Below are 16,793 nucleotides of genomic sequence, written 5' to 3' on the forward strand. Positions count from 1 at the left end.
CGCAGGGGCGGCCGCGCCGGCCGGGCGCGGCCGCCTCTGCCCTGGTCAGCCCTTGCCGAGGAGCTGCTTCATCTCCTTGATCTCGGCGTTCTGGGCCGTGACGATGTCACCGGCCAGGCCGGTGGCCGGGGCGTAGGCGCCCTGGGACCGCTCGGTGCCGGCCATCTCGACGGCGCCCCGGTGGTGTTCGACCATCATGGTCAGGAACATCGTGTCGAAGTCCGTCCCCTCGGCCTTCTTCAGCGCGGTCATGTCCGTGTCGTCCATCATCCCGGCCATGCCGGTGTGGCCGCCGTGGTCCATGCCCGCCATGGGCACGTCCTCGCCCCAGGCCTTCAGCCAGCCGGACATGGTTTTGATCTCCGGGTCCTGGGCCTTCTCGATCCGGGCGGCGAGGTCCTTCACCCGGGCCGAGGAGGCCCGGCCGGCGGCGAGCTCCGCCATCTCCAGGGCCTGCCGGTGGTGCGGGATCATGCGCTGCGCGAAGGTCACGTCCTGCGCGTTGTGCGCGCCGGCGGCGCTGTCCGACGCGGACGCGCCGGCATGTGCGGTGGCGGGTGTGCCGCTGTGGGCGGTGCCGTCGCCGCTGCCGCACGCGGCGAGGGCGAGGACGGCGGTCGCGGTCAGCGCGACGAGGACGGCACGGGTACGGGTGGTGTTCATGGTCGATCTCCTGCGGTGGATGTGAGGGGGCACGCGGGAGCACGACCGCGGCGCGGTACGCGCACGGCCGGCTCGGGTGCCTCTAGATCCGCAGGAGCTGGAGTTCGGCCAGGTCGGGAGGTGCGCGGGCGCCGTCCGGTGGGGTGGCCGGGCGGGAACCGGCCGAGAGGGCGGCCGCGGGGACGGGTACCGGGTCCGGGACCAGGGCCGGCAGCGCCGGTCCCCCGCTCACCGCGCCCGAGGCGCAGGTCGCGTCGGCGTGGCGCGCGTGGTTGCCGCCGCAGTGGCCGTCGTCGCCCGAGCAGCCGTCGTACTCGGTGACCATGGCGGTCATGGCGGTCATGGGCGAGACCCGCTCATGGCCGCGGTGCCCGCCGGACCCCATGGCACCGCCGGGTGCCAGCGCGTGCATGGCGAGCAGTCCGGCCAGCAGGCCCAGCACGAGCACGGCTCGCCACCGCCGGTGCGGCGGGGGCGGGGTGGGCTGCTCGGTGGGGCGCATCGGGATCATCCTATGCACGGCCTGAGCGCGGACCGGGACGGACACGTCCCCGACCGCCGCTCACGGGAACAGGGCTGTGATCAAGGCGATGTCGTCGTCCTTGTTCTGCCCGAAACGAGCGAGCAGCTGATCACACATGCTTTCGAGTCCTGCCGGGCCGTCGGCCACGGCGGCGCGGAGTTCGGCGAGGCTGGTGTCGAGGTTGGTGGTGCGTACCTCGACGAGGCCGTCCGTCACCATGAGGAGGCGGGTGCCGGGCGGGGCCGGAAGGACGGTGGGCGGCGGATGAGGGAGCCCCAGGCCCAGCAGCGGACCGTGCGGATGGTGGAAGCGCGGTCCTTCCCACGGGTCGATCACGAGCGGGGGGATGTGGCCGGCGTTGGCGATGTGCAGGCGGCGGTCGGGGGTGATGAGGGCGAGGCAGAGAGTGACCGTGACGCCGGGCTGGGACTGGTGCAGGAGCGTTTCGAGGCGCTGCAGGACGTGGTGCGGAGGATGGCCCTCGATGGCGTAGGCGCGCAGTGCGTGCCGTACCTCGCCCATGACGGCGGCGGCGGTCAGCGAGTGGCCGACGACGTCTCCGATGGCGAGCAGCAGCCCGTTGACCGTCTGTACCGCTTCGTAGAAGTCGCCGCCGATCTCGGCGTGTTCGGAGGCGGGCAGGTAGCGGAAGGCCAGTTCGACGCCTGGGACGGTCGGCATTTCCTTGGGGAGGAAGGAACGCTGCAGGGCGAGACCCAGGGCGTGTTCCTCGTTGTAGGTGCGCAGGGCTTCGAGCGCGAGTGCGCTGGAGTTGGCCAGTTGCTGGAAGAGCTGTTCGTCGTCGGCGCCGTGCAGAGCGGCGGCGGGCACGGCCAGGCAGACAGGGGGACGACCGCGCTTGGTACGGGCGACCGCGAGGGCGACCTCCCCGTGGAGATGGTCGGCGGGAAGCAGGGCGCGCCACTGTCCGGCGGGGAGGCGGACGACCGCGACGCCGGTTTCCTCGTTCAGGCAGCGGCCCGCCAGTTGGTCCGGGAGGCCCGCAGAGGCCGGGTGTGTGCGTACGGTGCTCTCCGGGCCGTCGACCATGCTGTGCACGGCTTGCGCGTGGGGTGAGAGGAAGACCGCGCTGGCCGCGCCGGCCAGGACGGCCGCCGCGCCGCCTGTCGCCGCCGAGGCGAAGGAGTGGAAGCCGACCGCGCTGTAGACGTCCAGCGTCGCCCTGTTCAGCGCGATCAGGCGTTGCGCGAGCCGTTCGGCGCGTTGGCGGGCTCGGGCGTAGCGCAGGGTGGCGGTGACGGTGGCGAGGAGTTCGCCGGGGTCGATGGGCTGGTCGAGATAGGCGTCCGCACCTCGCCGCAGGCCCTCCGCGTGGTCGTCCGGGCTCATGGCGGCCGCGGAGATCTGAATGATCGGCAGATGGGCCGTCCGCGGGGAGCCCTTGGGCCGTGCTGACACCGCCGAGCGAATGGCCCAGCTCCACCAGGGTGATGGCCACGGCCGGGCGCATGCCCACGACGACCGTACGGGCGTGGAGCATGCGGGAGATGGCGGCCATCGTCGCCGGCATGCGTCCCACGAAGGAGTCGACGATCTCCAGGGCGCTGATGTCGATGACGACACCCCCCGCGGACCTGGCGACGATCTCACCGCACGACCGGCGTGGACAGCTCCAGGAGTTGCTCCGCCTGCGCGGTGATGAGCTCCTCCCGCGTCTGCGTGTAGGTCTCGATCGTGAAGAGCCCCAACCCGTCCAGGATGCGACCGAGCCGCAGATACGCCTGGATCTCCTCGGCGGACCCGTCCGCCAGCAGGGGTTCCAGGACCCGCTTCAGCGCGAAGACACCGATGGCGGTCTCGCTCGGGGAGAATCCCTGCCGGGCCCGGTTCCGGGACAGTTCGGTCACCAGAGCCCGGACCTCGTACATCTGCTCCGAGTGGACGTCGACCGCGCCCTCCCGCAACGCCGCCACCAGGGCTTCGTAGAGTTCCCGGAGTTCGCGGTCGACCTCGGCCGCGCTCACGCGACTGCCCAGCGAGGCCGACGCCTCGGCGACCCACACCGCCGCCAGGTCCCGGTCGCCGTCCGAAAGGAGCCTCACCAGGTCAACGGTGTTGTCCGGTTTCGCCATGCGGATGCCACTTCGATATTCGTACGTGTGTGTCAACGGGTGGCGTGTGCAGCCTACGGCACGCGTTCCGGGGTCAGCCCTCGAGTGCTTCGCGCACCGTCGGACGGCAGGGGATGAGAGCGTCGATGCCGACGAGTTCCAGTACCCGCTGGACGGTCGGTTGCGCACCGGCCACGCGCAGCCAGCCCTGGGCGTCCGTGGCCGCGCGGTGAGCGGCGATGAGCGCGTTGATGCCGGCCGAGTCCATGAAGGTCAGCCGGGTCAGATCGGCGACGGTCCGCGGGATCGCCTCGGTGGCGGGCGGGTTCAGCGCCTGCCTGGCGAGATCGCGTGTGGTGTGGTCCAGTTCGCCGCGCAGGGCGACGACCCTGACGCCATCGAGGACGGATTCGCTGACTGTCAGTTGGCCACGCTGGTCCGGCTGGGCGCCTGTCACCGATTCCTCGACTGCGTTCGCTGGAGCGGCTGGGCCGCCAACTCCTGTGCGAGGAGTCAGCGCTGATACTACGGGGAACAGCGCTGGTAGGACTGGGCACTTGGAGCAAGAGGGGCAGCGCGCGGGTCAGGTGCCGACGGGCGACGGGAACGAAGGTGACGAAGCGTGGAGTCTGCCGGCAGCGAAGGCGAAGGAGAGCCGAGTCCTCGTCCGATGGCCACCGCCGTCCCGTTGGACGGCGACGACGCCTGTATAGGCGAAGCACGTCATCTCGCCGCGGACTTCCTCAGCCGTGCCCGGACGGACCATGGTGTGGCCGTGTCGGCGCGGGCCGTGGACCTCACCCGGCTGGTGGTCAGCGAACTGGTCACCAACGCCCGCAAGTACGCCCCCGGGCCTTTGTGGATGGAACTGCGCATCATGGACGGGACCGTGGAGGTGACCGTACGGGACAGTGCCCGTGCACAGCCCGCCGCCCGCCCGGGAGATCCCGGAAGGGTCGGTCAGCACGGGCTGGAGATCGTCATGGCCGTCGTCCAGGCGTTCCAGGTCCGCCTCGAACCCTCCGGCAAGAGGGTCACCGCCCGGATCGCCCTGGCCGACGGCCCGGTCGGCGATGCGCGTCGGGCCGACTCGCCGACGGGCCCCCGCTGAGCGCCGCGGACTCGTCCGAGCAGGAGGCCGGTGCGGAGCCCGGCGAGGATCCGGTTCCTGGAGGCCGGATCATCCGCGAGAGGGCCCACCGGTCCTCGGCCTTCATGACTCCGGCCCCTCCCCCTCGGATCAGGAACCGGTACGACCGTGACCCGGATGAGACGTTTGTTCGGGCGCGATCGGTGCACACGATGAGCTGACACAGCCTTTATCCGAGGAAGCGGAGACGCACCATGGGCATCATCGCGTGGATCATCATCGGCCTGCTCGCCGGCGCCATCGCCAAGGCCCTGATGCCGGGCAAGGACCCCGGCGGCATCATCGTCACCATGCTCATCGGCATCGTCGGCGGTCTGCTGGGCGGCTGGCTCGGCAAGGTGATCTTCGGCGTCGACTCCATCGACGGGTTCTTCGACCTGTCCACCTGGATCGCCGCAATCGTCGGCTCCCTCATCCTGCTCCTCCTCTACCGCCTCGTCACCGGAAACCGGCGCTCGCACCGGCACGCCTGACCCACTGAAGCCACCCGCCTGCACCGCCTGAACGGCTCCCTCCCGGTTCACGGGACGGGAGCCGTCGGCGTCAGGACCCCTGGGTCCGGCGGACGCGAACGGCCGGGACGCCGTGTTCGTGGAGGGGACCGACCTGCCAGCCGCGAGCCTGGCAGGCGTCCAGGATGCGGGGCAGCGCGCCGAGGGTGGTGCGCCAGGAGCCGGTGGCGGAGGTGCAGTCGGAGTCGTGCAGCAGGATGGTGCCACCACCGCGCAGATCGCGCAGGACGGTGTCCTGGACGGACCGCGGGCTGGCCCGCCTGCGCCAGTCCTCGCCCCAGCAGGTCCACAGGACCGGGGTCAGACCGAGGCGGCGGCAGGCCAGATGGGCGGCCGTGGTCATCACCCCGTACGGCGGCCGGAAGAGCGTCGGTGGCCTTCCGGTGACGTCGCCCACGGCATCGCGGGCCCGGGCGAGGTCGTCGTAGGTGGTACGGGGACCGCGGAGCAGCAGGGGGCGGTGGTGCCAGCCGTGTACGGCGATCTCGTGCCCGGCGGCGGCCATTTCCTTCGCCAACCCGGGTGAACGGACCAGCATCGAGCCGAGCAGGAAGAAGGTGGCCCGCATCCCGCGCGCGTCGAGAAGACCGAGAAAGTGCGGGGTGGAGAGGTGGTCGGGGCCGTCGTCGAAGGTGAGGGCCACGTGGTCGGGCCGGCCCTGACCGGCCAGGCGGGGCATGGCCGTGTTCCGCAGCGGGCCGAGCGTGGAGATCCCGGGCGCGGCGTTCAGGGCGGCGAGCGCGGGGAGTGCCACGGCCGAGGCGAGCGCGGTGGCACGGGCCAGGCGGGCCGGGGTCATCGTCCGTCTCCGTCCAGGTAGTGGGCGACGGCGCTGAAGCGCGCGGGCGTTTCGTTGTAGGCGTGGGCGAGTGGGGCGGCGACGCCCAGGAAGGCCGTGGCCGTCACGGTGACGGCGGTCAGGGCGATCCGTCGTCTCGCGGGAAACCGCCGCGATGGGGTCGGGGTGCCGGGCGTGGACTGCGGCCCGGTTCTGGCGGCGATGGCGGATGTCGGCCCGGGGGCTGAGCGGTGCAGGGCGAGTCCTGCCGCGCGCTGGTCCTCGCCGCGCGGTCCGTGCAGGAGTTCCGCCAGGATCGGGCCGAGCGCTGCCGGATCGCGGATCCACGCCGCCAGGCCCGCCTCGTCGAGGGCTGCGGCGTTGGTGTGGCCGTGACCGGGGATGCAGCGGTAGCTGACCACCGGCAGCCCTGCGGCGAAAGCCTCCAGTGACGTCAGCCCGCCGGCGTTCTGGACCAGGACGTCGCAGGCGTGCATCAGGCCCGGCATGTCGTCCACCCAGCCGAAGGCGTGCTCGATACCGTCCCGGCGCAACTGGTCCGCGAGGGCCTGGTTGCGCCCGCACACCACCACGGGTACCGCGACTCCGGTCTCCTGTATCTCGGCGGCGGCCCGTCGCACCGGGCCCACTCCCCATGATCCGGCGACGAGCAGGGCAAGGGGCCCGTGCCCGGGCAGGGCGAACCGGTCGCGGGCGGCGGCCCGTTGTCCGGCGGTGGCGGGGATGAAGCGCCGATCGGTGACGGGGCCGGCGACGGTGACGGCGGCCGCGCCCTGCGCGTGGGCCTGGGCCGCCGGTACGGGGTGCACGGCGAGATGGGCGTCGATGCCGGGGGCCACCCACAGGGCGTGGACGGAGAAGTCGGTCAGGTAGGTGAAGGCCGGAACGGTCAGCAGGCCGCGCCGGCGGAGCGCGCCGAGGACCTGGCTGGCGCCCGGGTAGGTGGAGACGACCGCACAGGTGTCGGGCGCGAGCGCCCGCAGTGTGCGCCGCTCGGCGGCACGGAACAGTGCCCGCCACACCACGCCGGGGCGTGCAGCCCGGTCGGTGGCCGCGTACAGGCGCTGATAGCCCTCCGGCATCCAGGTCAGCATGCGGTGGTAGGTACCGCACAGCAGGCGGCCGGCCTGAGCGGGCAGCAGGTCGAGGAAGTCGTGCCGGTCCACCCGGAACCCGTGCTCGGTGAGCCTCTGGGCCAGCCCCGCGGCCGCGCCGTCGTGTCCCGCGCCGACGCCGGCGGAGATGATCGCGATCCGCCGGGTGCCCGGGTTCTGCGGCGGTGCGGCGGACGGCGATGGCACCGGCTCCGGCACCAGGTCGTCGCGGTAGGGCACGGTCGATCAGCCTCCTGACGGGATACGGGGCGCGGCCGGGCAGGTCCGGCCCGGACGGCACCGCGGGCAGGCCGAGGCCGCGCCTGCGCGCGAACCAGGGCCACGACTCGATCGCGGTGGCGCCGAACACCGAAGCTACTACATGATGTAGAACTTAGGGAACGACCATCAGGCGCGAGAGGTTCGAACGCCCCGGGTCCAACACCCCCGGGGGCGGGCGCAAGTGAACCTACTACAAGACGTAGAGACTGGTGGGGCGCAGAAGAACCCGGAGGGGGAGGGCCCGTCGATGCCACCAGGTCCCACGACCATCGCAGGGGTGCTGGATCCACAGGCGATGCCGGCGAGGTTCGGCGCCTGGGCCGTACTGGTCGTGATCTTCGCCGAGACCGCCGTGCCCGCCGTGGGCGTCTTCCTGCCCGGTGACACCCTGCTGCCGCCGGCCGGACTGGCACGCTCGCTCAGCACGCCAGGCGCGGCCCGGCTGGCGCCGCTGAACGGCGGAGTCCGGCCGGCACGCGACGCCTTCGCCGCCTGACGGACCGGGACGCGCGGCACGCCTCGACCAGTCGCCCGTCTACAAGATGTAGTAGATTTACCGGGCAGCCATCTTCGCATCAGCGCAATGTCACCAAGGCGCCATCGCGCAGGCGGGAGCCGTTCGGCTGCGCGGCCCCGAGCCACGTCGTCTCGTGCTCGTCCCGTCCTCTGTCGGCGTACTCATACGGAGGGACGTCCCGTTATGGCCGCGGCCGCCACCGCGCAGCTGGCATTCGACGGATCCGGCATCGACGGATCGCTGTTCACCTCGGTCACCGACCTCGCCCGCGCCACGACGTGGCTCAACACGCCGATGGAGGTGTGGACCAACTTCGGACTGGGCGTCTTCGCGGTCCTCATGATCGCGGGCTGGTGGACCGCCCGGCGCCGCGGCGCACAGGCGATGACCCTCGCGCTGGCCGCGCCGGCGGCCGTCGTGATCGCCTTCGCCGCCGCCGAGATCGTCAAGAAAATCGTGGCCGAGGTGCGGCCCTGCCGGTCGATGCCGCACGCCTATCTCGTCGACACCTGCCCCGCACCCTCGGACTACGCCTTCCCCAGCGGGCACAGCACCGTGGCCGCCGCCTCGGTCGCCGCGCTGTTCCTGCTGGACCGCCGGCTGAGCGCGATCGCCGCCGTGTTCGCCGTGGTGGAGGGCTTCAGCCGCGTCTACGTCGGTGCCCACTACCCCCACGACGTCCTCGGTTCCGCAGTCCTCGCACTGCCCGTCGCCTTCCTCGTCAGCCTGGCGTCGCGCCGCTGGGCCACCCCGCTGATCGACTCCCTGAGCCATGGGGCACTGCGCCCCTTCCTGACGGCCACACCGGCCGTGGCCACGCAGTCCCTGTGACTTCGACGGGCGGCCCGTGCCGGCCACGCCGGTGACATGCGCGTAGCGGGCCGCCAGGCTCGGCAGGCCGCCGTCCACGGCCGGCCGTCCGGAGCGCCGCCGCCGTATGGCTGCCGGTGCCGGCGGCAGCGGAAGGCACGCCCCTGCCGCGCCTGTCGGCCGCAGCAGCGCCATCAGGCAGACGCCCGCCGCGAGCCCCCGTACCGGGCCCTGCCGACTCCGGTCGGCCTGCGTCCACAGGAAGCAGCCCACGGCCCCGTCGTAGTGTCCATGGTGCGGACTTCAGCGCTCCAGCCGGTAACCGTGTCCCCGCAGGGTGGTGATCTCCGGCAGCGTGCACGGACCGGGCAGCGCGTCGGAGGCATGGGCCAGGCGGCGGCGCAGGGCTGCCATGGTGACGTCGAGGGTCTTGGTGGAGCCGAACCAGTTCTCGTCCCAGACCTGCGCCATCAGGGTCTCGCGCGAGACCGCCTCGCCCGGATGCCGGGCCAGCACGGCGAGCAGGTCGAACTCCTTGGGACGCAGGAGGACTTCGCTGTCGCGGAGGGTGCATCGGCGCGCGGTGGTGTCGAGCACGAGGTCGCCGAGGCGGACCGGCCCGGGCGCTGCCGACGACGTGCCGGTGTGGCGGCGCAGATGGGCCCGCAGGCGGGCCAGCAGGACGGTCAGAGTGAAGGGCTTGACCAGGTAGTCGTCGGCTCCGGCATCGAGCCCGGCGATGATGTCGATGTCCTCGGTCCGGGCGGTGAGGATCACGATCAGAAGGTTGGGGAAGCGGGCCCGCAGGGCGCGGGCGACGTCGAGGCCGTCGGTGTCGGGCAGGCCGAGGTCCAGGAGTACGGCGTCGTAGCGAGTGCGGGCGGCCTCGGCCAGGGCGCTGGTGCCGGTGCGGCTCCAGGCGGGCGTGTAGCCGTTGCCGCGCAGGCCGGCCTCCAGGTGGTGGCCGATGGTGGCGTCGTCCTCGATGACGAGGACACGCTGGTGGCTGCGGTCCGGTGCGACTAGCGTCCCCATGGACGACAGCGTAGGAGGGGGTGGGGAGACCTGCGCGGTCAGCTGGTTCCGGCTGTTCACAGGTCGCGCAGTTCCTCTATGGCAGGGCGGCGGGCGCCGCGGATTCCGTTGAGGGCGGCGGCCAGTACGGCGGCGACGGCGGCGATGCCGGTGAGCGCCAGGTAGGCACCGGGGACCGCCAGGCTCGCGGGCGGCGGGTCGAACACGCCTGTCAGTTCCTTGACGAGCATCTCGGACAGGGCCCAGCCGATGAGCGCGCCTCCGGCGAGGCCACCGGCCGCGAGCAGGAGGGCCTCGGTGAGGACCATGCCGCGCAGTTGCCGCTCCTTTGCGCCGAGGACGGTGGCGATGGCGAAGGTGCGACGGCGTTCGGCGAGTCCGAGGGCGAGGACGAGTCCGCCGGCGCCGGCGGCCAGCAGGACCGCGAAGGCGAGTTCGATACGGGTCAGCCCCGCCAGGTCGACGGAGGTCAGGCTGGTGCCGACGGTGCCGCGGGTCTGGGTGAGGTCGGTGACGGTGGCGCTGGTGCCGAGCCGGCGGCGCAGCTGGGCGGCGATCTGCTGCTGGTTCGTGCCGCCGGTGTCGACCAGGAAGGCGCCGACCGCGTCGCTGCCGGTCATCCTGGCGACGTAGGAGGCGTTGGCGACGAAGAAGCTGTCCTTGGGGGCGGTGGGGAACTCCTTGACGATTCCGGCGTAGTGGAAGGGCACGGTGCGCAGGGACTTGGTACGTGTGTCCTGGATGCGCAGGTTGACGGTGTCACCCGGTGAGAGCTGGAAGTCGCTGACCGTCTCGGCGCTGACGAGCAGGTTGTCCGGGCGCTGGGTGAGGCGCCGCATGAGCTGGTGTGCGGTGCCGCCGGAGAAGTAGGCGTCCTGGAGCGAGGTGGCCCGCGCGACGGTGCCCGGGCGGACGCCGTAGAGGTCCTGGAGGTCGGAGCCGACGTAGGCGAAGCGGTGCTGGAGCGGCTCGGCCTGCCGTACGCCGGGGATCTTCAGTGCTGCCCCGGCCGAGGGCGGGACCTGGGCGCCGGGTGGTTCGGTGACGGTGACGTCGGCGCCGTTGGTCAGCCGGGCGTCGATCTCGGCCTGCTGGTGGTAGGTGGCGTTGAACACGGCGGTGGAGACCGCGAAGGAGACGGCGAGGGCGAGGAGGACCACCGACCGGGCGAACGGGCGGCGGCGCCGGGCCAGGACTGCGGCGGTGGTGCCGGCCAGGGTCGCGGTCAGCGGCCGGACCACACGGGCCAGGGCGGGGCGGCCGTGGGTGAGGGCGAGAAGGGTGAGGCGCCACAGCAGCAGGGCCGCGCCGATCCACAGCAGGGCGGGGCCGAGAAAGGCCCAGTACGACACGGAGATGCTGGGAACGCCCTCGGGCGCCAGGACGAGTGCGTACTGGTTGCCGGAGGAGGCGCGGAAGATGAGCCACGAACCGATCAGCAGGGCGAAGTCCAGGCCGTACCGCATCCACCAGGGCGATCGGGCGCGTCGTACGTCCTCCTGCTTGCGGGTGTCGGCGACGGTGACCGTGCGCAGGTCTCGCAGGGCGGGGACCACGACGGCGCCCGCGGCCACCGCGACTCCGAGTACGAAGGCGACGGCGTACCAGACGGACCAGGTCGCCGCGCTCGCGCCGAAGGAGGCCGTGCCGAAGGCGACACGGCCGGTGAGGGCGGCGAGGCCCAGCCCGGCCAGACCTCCTGCCAGGCCGATCAGGGCGGCCTCCAGACCCGCGAGTACGGTGATCTGACGGGGCCGCAGGCCCCGCAGTCGCAGGAGCCCCTGTTCCTGGCGGCGCCGTGCGCCGCCGGCCGAGGCGACCGCCGCCGTCAGTGCGGCGGCCAGCACCGCGCCCGGCACGCCGAGGAAGAGGAAGAGGATCTGGGCGTACAGGGCGTCCTGGCGGGTCGAGTCGAGAGCCGCGCCGATGTTGTCGCCGACCAGGGCCGTGCCCGCGGAGCGGGCTTCCAGGTTGTGGGCGGCGCCGGTGACGGCGGAGTATGCCGCGGCCGGGTCGGAGGGCAGCCGGGTGTTGTCGCGAGCGGCGTGGATCTGGGTGGTGACACCGGTGGCGCCGCGGGTGAGGGCGGTGAAGCGGGCGGCGGGCAGGAGGACGACGTTGTCCGGGGGCGCGGTCGGCTGGGACTGGCTGGGGGCGCCGACGGTCTGGAAGAGGGAGTCGGCCTGGGGCAGGTCGACCACACCGTCCACCTTCACCTGCCGCAGACCGGCACCGGGCAACCGGACGCCGACGGTGTCGCCGGGGGCCGCATGCAGGTTGGAGGCCGTCTGCTGGGCCAGCAGGACACCGGTGGACGAGCCGGAGAGCGTGCGGATGGCGTCGGGAAACCGGGCGCGGTAGCCGTCGGGCAGCCCGAGGGCCATGCCGGGGCCGGTGGACTGGGTGCTGCCCTGCACGCGAGCGGTGAAGCCGCTGGTGTGTGCGAAGCCGACGGGCAGGGCGGTACGGATGCCCGGCGTCCCGACCACCAGGGACCGGACCGTGTGCGGGTCGGCGCCGGGCTGCACCTGCACCTGCCAGTCCACGGCGACGGAGCGCACGGCGCGCTGGGTCATGGTCGCCTTCGACGCGGTGAGGAAGGAGCCGAGCGCGGCGACCAGGGCGACCGCGAGCGCGATGCCGGTCAGGGCGGCCAGGAGCCGTCCGGTGCGGTGGCGGGCCAGCCCGCGGGCCCAGGTGGCGATCATGGCATCTCCTCGGAGGCCTGCAGGGTTCCCGTGCGGTCCCGGTGCGGTCCCTGCGACCAGGCGGTGCTCATGGAACCTCCTCGGGTGCGAGCAGCCGTCCGTCGCGCATGCCGCGGCGGACGGTGAGCCGAGCGGCGACGGCCGGGTCGTGGGTCGTGACGACAAGTGCCGCGCCGGTGTGGTCGGCGGCCGTCAGCAGGGCGTCCAGGACGTGGGCGCCGGTGGCGTGGTCGAGCCGCCCGGTGGGCTCGTCGGCCAGGATCAGGCGTGGCGCCTGGGCCAGGACCCGGGCGGCGGCCACCCGCTGGGCCTGGCCGCCGGAGATCTCCTCGGGGAGCCGGTCGGCCAGGTCGGCGGCGTCCACCAGGGCGAGTGCCGCGAGCGCGCACAGTCGCGCCTCGTCCTCCGGACGATCGGTGAGGACCATGGGCAGAGCGGTGTTCTCCGCCACGTTCAGGGCGGGGATCAGGCTGTCGCCCTGGAACACCAGGCCGATGTCGTACGGCCCGAGCGAGGCGGCCCGGGTGACGGTACCGCTGGTGGCTTGTTCGAGCCCGGCCAGCAGGTGCAGCAGCGAGCTCTTGCCCGACCCCGAGGGCCCGACGACGGCGAGCCGGTCCCCGGCCCGGATCGCCAGGTCGGCTCCGTGCACGGCCACGACCGCCCCGGGTCCCCGGCCGAAGGTCAGGGCCGCGTCCGCGCAGCTGACAAGCACCTCATCCGACGGCATCGGGCGCCTCCTCGCGGTCCTGGCGCCGGGCCTCGGTGGCCTTCCCGTCCGTCAGGGTGATCACCCGGTCCGCGATGCGGACGGCCTCCCGGCTGTGCGTGACGATCAGCACCGCACACCCCTCCGCGGCCCGCTCCCGCAGCATGGACAACACCAACCGCTCGGTCTCGCCGTCCAGTTCACCGGTCGGTTCGTCGGCGAGCAGGACGGCGGGCGCGTTGGCCAGCGCGACGGCGAGCCCGGCCCGCGCCAGCTCGCCGCCGGACAGCTCGCTCGGCAGGGCGTGCGACCGGTCGGCCAGCCCCACCCGGGCCAGCAGTTCCTCGGCCGACACGGGCGCCCCGCGGCCCCGCGCCCGCTGCGGCAGGCGGACGTTGTCCCGCACGCTCAGGTGCGGCAGCAGGTTGCGGGACTGCAGCAGGACGCCGATGTGCCCGGCCCGCAACCGGGCCCGCTCGGTCTCGGGCCGGTGGCTGATCCGTACGCCGTCGACGTGGACCTCGCCGCCGGAGGGCTCGTCGAGTCCGGCCAGGCACGCCAGCAGGGTCGACTTCCCGGCCCCGGACGGACCCACGACCGCGACCGTCTCACCGCGCCGCACCCTGAGCGACACCCCGCGCAGCGCGAGTGTCTCCTCCTCCCCGGCTCGGTAGAACCGATACAGCTCGCGGGCCCTGAGCACGTCATGAGCGACACCGTCAGCGTGTGTTCCGTCGGGCATGGTGCGCTCACCGCCACGTGAAGGAGTCGCTGACGATGCGCCACGGGTCGACGTTGTCGGCCTTGACCGGCCCCGACAGGGTCAGGTCCACCTCGTGCCCCGCCCGGAAGAACGCGTACCGCTCGAACGCGTCGCGGACCACCTTGCCGGTGACCGGGTCCCTTGCGGAGTCGCCCTGATAGGTGAGCAGGACGACGCGGCCGGCGTGCCGGTTCACCTCCGACACCTTCGGCTCGGCGAACTGCGTCACCTGGGAGCGAAGTGGTGGCACGACCGTGTTCGCGACCGAGCCGGCGGTGGGGGCAGCCGCGGCCGCGGCGGTCGTGATCCTGACGGTGTTGAGCTTGTCCGTGAACGCCGTCGCGTTGCCCTGGACGGTGCGGGACCAGCCTTCGGGAATCTTCACCGTGAAGCCTGTGAAGGCGCCCGAGGCCGGCCGGTAGAGGACGTAGACCTGGTTGTCGGGTATGTCACCGGGGGGATTGGACTCGGTGGGCGCGGGCCGACTCTGCCCGCTCACGCCCGCCGCTCCGGTGGTCGAGGAGGCGTGTGTCGTCGAGCCGGAGCAGCCGGCGGTGATCGCCACCGCCAGTGCCAGCCCGACGGCCGCGGGTATCCGTATCTGCGCTGCCATGGCCACTGCCCTCCAGGAATTCGCGGTCCGGACGGTCATGGCAGCCACGCTAGGAAGCGGCCGGTTAACGTTGCGCTCGCCGAGGGTTAGACGACGGCAAAAGCGCCGCCGCGCCCGGGTGGGGCGGGCGGACAGCCCGCATGATGAAGGCATGAGACAGCGCGTGGTGCGAGTCGCCCTCATCGCCGCCCTGGTCGCCGTCGTCCTGCTCGCCGTTCCCCTGGCCCTGGCCATCCGCTCGTCCCTGTACGCAGGCCAGCGCGACACCTTGGAGCGCGCGGCCCTGGCAGGTGCCGTTCGGGTGAGTCCGGACTACACGGCCGGCGATCCGGTGGAACTGCCCCGCGCCCCTGCCGGCGGCCGTCTCGGGCTCTACGACCCAGGGCTCGGACTTCGTGCCGGAAACGGCCCTCGGACCGGCGACCCAGCGGTACGTGGCGCCTTCGGCGGCCAGGTCGTCCGGGGCCGGTCCGGGACCGATCTGGTCGTCACCGTGCCGGTCTCGCACGCCGAACAGGTGATCGGTGTCGTACGGGCCTCCTCCCCCGCCACCGCCGTACGCGCCCGCGTCCTGACGGCATGGGCCGGTCTGCTCGGCGTCGCCCTTTTCGCGCTGGCCGTCGCCGTGCTCGTCGCCCGCCGTCAGGCCCGGGTCCTGGCCGCCCCGCTGGAGCAGCTCTCCCGTCACTGCCAGGCCGTTGCCGAAGGCGATCTCACCGCGCGGGCGGCTCCCAGTGCCATGGCCGAGATCGACCAGGTCGCCCGTACCCACAACGAGATGCTCCAGAGCCTGTCCGAACTACTGCGCCGCGAACGCGACTTCGCGGCCAACGCCTCTCACCAGCTGCGCACCCCGCTCACCGGCCTGCAACTCACCCTGGAGTCCGGTCTCGCCCAGGACGACGACGCCCGGCTGCGTCCCGTTCTGACCGAGGCGCTGGTCACCACCCACCGCCTGCACCAGACGGTGGAAGAGGTGCTGCGGCTGTCCCGCGCACCGGAGCGCGAGCGCCGCTCCACCGGGGGCATCGCGGTCGAGCAGCTGCTGGAGGAGGCGGAGTCGCGGTGGCACGGCCTGTTCGCCGAGGCGGGCCGCCGCCTGGTGTGCGACACCCGCGACCTGCCCGCGGACGCCCGGCTCCCCGGCGGGCCGGTGTCGGAGGTGCTCGGCGTCCTCCTGGACAACGCGCTGGTGCACGGCCACGGAACCGTACGGCTGTCGGTGCGGGATCTCGACGACGCCCTCGCCTTCGACGTGAGCGACGAGGGGACGGTGGAGGGCGAACCGGCGCGGCTCCTGGAACGCGGCCGCACGGGCAGCGGGTCGGGAACGGGCATCGGGCTTGCCCTGGCCCGCGACCTGGCCGTCTCCCTCGGCGGGCGGCTCTCCCTGACCAGCCGCGAACCGGCCAGGTTCACCCTGCTGATCCCGGTTGGCCCCGATGACCGCGAGGTCATTGCTCCGTCGGCCGGGTGAGAGCGCGTTCCGAACCGGTCGGAAACGTCATTCGCCGTGCTCGGCACGGCCGTGGCCGTCACAACAGGCGTCCGGCCGATGCCCGTGGTCCCCACGCGCGGTAGCGATGCCACCGCCGGGTTTCACACCGGCCGTAGCGACGCTCCCGCCGGCTTTCCCACACAGGGCCCACTGTGCGCCGTCGAGCATCCGGTCGCTGTCGGACGCGGCGTTGGCCAGGCTTGCGCAGCAGACGGCCAGGAGCAGTCCGCCGGCCAGCAGGGGAAGGCTGCGGCGAGCGGGCGGCGGGGCCAGCAGAGCCCGTACCCGCTGCGGCACCACCCCGCCGGTCACGGCGAGCGCAGCGGGACGGGACGCACCGGCGGAAGCCAGGGCGGCACGCCCGACAGCGTGGGCGACGACCCGGCGGTCCCCGACGCGCTCAGCGGCCTCCTCGTCGGCCCAGCGCTCCAGGACGAACTCACCCGCGACGGTCACCGGCCGCAGCAGCGGATTCAGCGCGGCCGTGAGTCGCCACAGGCTCTGGAAGACGTGGTGGCGCCCGCGCAGATGTGCCCGTTCGTGCGCCAGCAGCGCCTCACGCTCGTCGTCGCCGAGGCAGCACAGCATCCCCCGTGAGACCACGATCCGCCCCGGCGCTCCGGGCAGCGCGAAGGCCAGCGGGACGTCGTCGTCGACCACCGCCAGTTCCGTCCGCCCCGGCAGCTGGGCGCACTCCCGCCGCGCCCGGACCAAGTGGCGCGCCTGTCGTACGGCGGCCACGAGCAGCGAGACCACGCAGGTGACCAGCACCAGGGCGCTGCCGGCCGCGACGACCAGGTACACCGGGTCCTCGGCGCGCAGCGCCGCCACCGACCAGCGGCCCTCCTCGGCGATCTCCGGGACCTGCGCCACGCCGGAGAAGGCCAGCAGAGCGAGCGATCCCGCCCAGCCGGCCGCCGTGACCAGCGCGGCGCAGGCCAGAGCCCAGGCCGCCCGGCGCGGAGGAAGCCGACGCGCCACGGGGGCGGCGAGGACCGCCAGAGCGGCGGTGACGAGGAACGGGATGTAGACGCTGATCAGCACC

18 protein-coding genes and 1 pseudogene are annotated in these 16,793 nt (G+C 73.0%); 5 read left to right on the plus strand and 14 right to left on the minus strand.

All coding sequences use genetic code 11. The annotated features are described in order from the left end of the window. Positions 1–45: 45 nt before the first annotated feature. The 6 genes and pseudogenes from ABZ642_RS40665 to ABZ642_RS40690 all read right to left on the minus strand — a co-directional run bounded on the left by ABZ642_RS40665 (position 46) and on the right by ABZ642_RS40690 (position 3,715). On the minus strand, positions 46–663 hold the full coding sequence (locus ABZ642_RS40665) for a DUF305 domain-containing protein (protein WP_360494807.1): 618 nt from the start codon (positions 661–663) through the stop codon (positions 46–48). An 82-nt stretch (positions 664–745) separates the two neighbouring features. Further along, positions 746–1,165: a DUF6153 family protein gene (locus tag ABZ642_RS40670; protein WP_360494810.1), complete on the minus strand. Its 420-nt coding sequence runs from the start codon at positions 1,163–1,165 to the stop codon at positions 746–748. Positions 1,166–1,225: 60 nt separating this feature from the next. Continuing rightward, the gene (locus ABZ642_RS40675; RefSeq protein ID WP_360494813.1) at positions 1,226–2,605 is read right to left on the minus strand and encodes a SpoIIE family protein phosphatase; all 1,380 of its coding nucleotides are present in this window, start codon (positions 2,603–2,605) and stop codon (positions 1,226–1,228) included. Then, positions 2,592–2,771, minus strand: a pseudogene (locus ABZ642_RS40680) (anti-anti-sigma factor); the annotation flags it as partial. The gene ABZ642_RS40675 and the pseudogene ABZ642_RS40680, both read right to left, overlap by 14 nt. A 22-nt stretch (positions 2,772–2,793) precedes the next feature. Further along, positions 2,794–3,249: an RsbRD N-terminal domain-containing protein gene (locus ABZ642_RS40685; protein WP_360494816.1), complete on the minus strand. Its 456-nt coding sequence runs from the start codon at positions 3,247–3,249 to the stop codon at positions 2,794–2,796. 103 nt (positions 3,250–3,352) lie between these two features. Further along, positions 3,353–3,715: an STAS domain-containing protein gene (locus ABZ642_RS40690; RefSeq protein WP_360494819.1), complete on the minus strand. Its 363-nt coding sequence runs from the start codon at positions 3,713–3,715 to the stop codon at positions 3,353–3,355. 213 nt (positions 3,716–3,928) lie between these two features. On the opposite strand from ABZ642_RS40690, the gene ABZ642_RS40695 reads away from it, so the two are divergent. Both ABZ642_RS40695 and ABZ642_RS40700 read left to right on the plus strand, forming a co-directional pair. After that, complete coding sequence (locus tag ABZ642_RS40695) at positions 3,929–4,369, plus strand: ATP-binding protein (RefSeq protein WP_360494822.1); 441 nt, start codon at positions 3,929–3,931, stop codon at positions 4,367–4,369. Positions 4,370–4,602: 233 nt separating this feature from the next. Further along, complete coding sequence (locus ABZ642_RS40700; RefSeq protein WP_360494825.1) at positions 4,603–4,881, plus strand: GlsB/YeaQ/YmgE family stress response membrane protein; 279 nt, start codon at positions 4,603–4,605, stop codon at positions 4,879–4,881. Positions 4,882–4,951: 70 nt separating this feature from the next. On the opposite strand, the gene ABZ642_RS40705 is transcribed toward ABZ642_RS40700, so the two are convergent. After that, positions 4,952–5,719 carry a polysaccharide deacetylase family protein gene (locus ABZ642_RS40705; RefSeq protein WP_360494828.1) on the minus strand — a complete coding sequence of 256 codons (768 nt, stop codon included), beginning with the start codon at positions 5,717–5,719 and terminating at the stop codon, positions 4,952–4,954. Next, the gene (locus ABZ642_RS40710; RefSeq protein ID WP_360494831.1) at positions 5,716–7,053 is read right to left on the minus strand and encodes a glycosyltransferase; all 1,338 of its coding nucleotides are present in this window, start codon (positions 7,051–7,053) and stop codon (positions 5,716–5,718) included. The genes ABZ642_RS40705 and ABZ642_RS40710 overlap by 4 nt, the downstream gene beginning before the upstream one ends. 319 nt (positions 7,054–7,372) lie before the next feature. Here ABZ642_RS40710 and ABZ642_RS40715 point away from each other — a divergent pair, with 319 nt between their 5' ends. After that, positions 7,373–7,591: a hypothetical protein gene (locus ABZ642_RS40715; RefSeq protein ID WP_360494834.1), complete on the plus strand. Its 219-nt coding sequence runs from the start codon at positions 7,373–7,375 to the stop codon at positions 7,589–7,591. Positions 7,592–7,795: 204 nt separating this feature from the next. Continuing rightward, positions 7,796–8,443 (plus strand): phosphatase PAP2 family protein, encoded by a 648-nt coding sequence (locus tag ABZ642_RS40720; RefSeq protein WP_360494837.1) that lies wholly within the window; start codon positions 7,796–7,798, stop codon positions 8,441–8,443. A 282-nt stretch (positions 8,444–8,725) separates the two neighbouring features. On the opposite strand, the gene ABZ642_RS40725 is transcribed toward ABZ642_RS40720, so the two are convergent. From ABZ642_RS40725 to ABZ642_RS40745, 5 genes are all read right to left on the minus strand, one after another. Further along, entirely contained in the window at positions 8,726–9,457 is a 732-nt protein-coding gene (locus tag ABZ642_RS40725) for a response regulator transcription factor (RefSeq protein ID WP_360494840.1), read from the minus strand. Positions 9,458–9,513: 56 nt separating this feature from the next. Next, on the minus strand, positions 9,514–12,165 hold the full coding sequence (locus ABZ642_RS40730; RefSeq protein ID WP_360494843.1) for an FtsX-like permease family protein: 2,652 nt from the start codon (positions 12,163–12,165) through the stop codon (positions 9,514–9,516). A gap of 67 nt (positions 12,166–12,232) precedes the next feature. Continuing rightward, positions 12,233–12,895: an ABC transporter ATP-binding protein gene (locus tag ABZ642_RS40735; RefSeq protein WP_360494845.1), complete on the minus strand. Its 663-nt coding sequence runs from the start codon at positions 12,893–12,895 to the stop codon at positions 12,233–12,235. Then, entirely contained in the window at positions 12,882–13,616 is a 735-nt protein-coding gene (locus ABZ642_RS40740; RefSeq protein WP_360494848.1) for an ABC transporter ATP-binding protein, read from the minus strand. Before ABZ642_RS40740 ends, ABZ642_RS40735 begins: the two co-directional genes overlap by 14 nt. A gap of 7 nt (positions 13,617–13,623) precedes the next feature. Further along, positions 13,624–14,250 (minus strand): hypothetical protein, encoded by a 627-nt coding sequence (locus ABZ642_RS40745; RefSeq protein ID WP_360494851.1) that lies wholly within the window; start codon positions 14,248–14,250, stop codon positions 13,624–13,626. A 151-nt stretch (positions 14,251–14,401) separates the two neighbouring features. On the opposite strand from ABZ642_RS40745, the gene ABZ642_RS40750 reads away from it, so the two are divergent. Beyond that, the gene (locus ABZ642_RS40750; RefSeq protein WP_360494854.1) at positions 14,402–15,727 is read left to right on the plus strand and encodes a HAMP domain-containing sensor histidine kinase; all 1,326 of its coding nucleotides are present in this window, start codon (positions 14,402–14,404) and stop codon (positions 15,725–15,727) included. Between the two features lie 27 nt (positions 15,728–15,754). Here the strand turns inward: ABZ642_RS40750 and ABZ642_RS40755 are convergent, their stop codons facing one another. Further along, positions 15,755–16,792: a M56 family metallopeptidase gene (locus tag ABZ642_RS40755; protein WP_360494857.1), complete on the minus strand. Its 1,038-nt coding sequence runs from the start codon at positions 16,790–16,792 to the stop codon at positions 15,755–15,757. Between the last annotated feature and the right edge of the window lies 1 nt (position 16,793).

It is taken from the genome of Streptomyces sp. NPDC007157 (assembly GCF_040634235.1).
GTDB lineage: Bacteria > Actinomycetota > Actinomycetes > Streptomycetales > Streptomycetaceae > Streptomyces.

Bases quoted from the DNA above. Each gene is read 5' to 3' on its own strand.
- ABZ642_RS40735 (WP_360494845.1), bottom strand. From the start codon at position 12,895: ATGCCGTCGGATGAGGTGCTTGTCAGCTGCGCGGACGCGGCCCTGACC.
- ABZ642_RS40745 (WP_360494851.1), bottom strand. From the start codon at position 14,250: ATGGCAGCGCAGATACGGATACCCGCGGCCGTCGGGCTGGCACTGGCG.
- ABZ642_RS40705 (WP_360494828.1), bottom strand. From the start codon at position 5,719: ATGACCCCGGCCCGCCTGGCCCGTGCCACCGCGCTCGCCTCGGCCGTG.
- ABZ642_RS40740 (WP_360494848.1), bottom strand. From the start codon at position 13,616: ATGCCCGACGGAACACACGCTGACGGTGTCGCTCATGACGTGCTCAGG.
- ABZ642_RS40730 (WP_360494843.1), bottom strand. From the start codon at position 12,165: ATGATCGCCACCTGGGCCCGCGGGCTGGCCCGCCACCGCACCGGACGG.
- ABZ642_RS40700 (WP_360494825.1), top strand. From the start codon at position 4,603: ATGGGCATCATCGCGTGGATCATCATCGGCCTGCTCGCCGGCGCCATC.
- ABZ642_RS40725 (WP_360494840.1), bottom strand. From the start codon at position 9,457: ATGGGGACGCTAGTCGCACCGGACCGCAGCCACCAGCGTGTCCTCGTC.
- ABZ642_RS40665 (WP_360494807.1), bottom strand. From the start codon at position 663: ATGAACACCACCCGTACCCGTGCCGTCCTCGTCGCGCTGACCGCGACC.
- ABZ642_RS40670 (WP_360494810.1), bottom strand. From the start codon at position 1,165: ATGCGCCCCACCGAGCAGCCCACCCCGCCCCCGCCGCACCGGCGGTGG.
- ABZ642_RS40695 (WP_360494822.1), top strand. From the start codon at position 3,929: ATGGCCACCGCCGTCCCGTTGGACGGCGACGACGCCTGTATAGGCGAA.
- ABZ642_RS40720 (WP_360494837.1), top strand. From the start codon at position 7,796: ATGGCCGCGGCCGCCACCGCGCAGCTGGCATTCGACGGATCCGGCATC.
- ABZ642_RS40750 (WP_360494854.1), top strand. From the start codon at position 14,402: ATGAGACAGCGCGTGGTGCGAGTCGCCCTCATCGCCGCCCTGGTCGCC.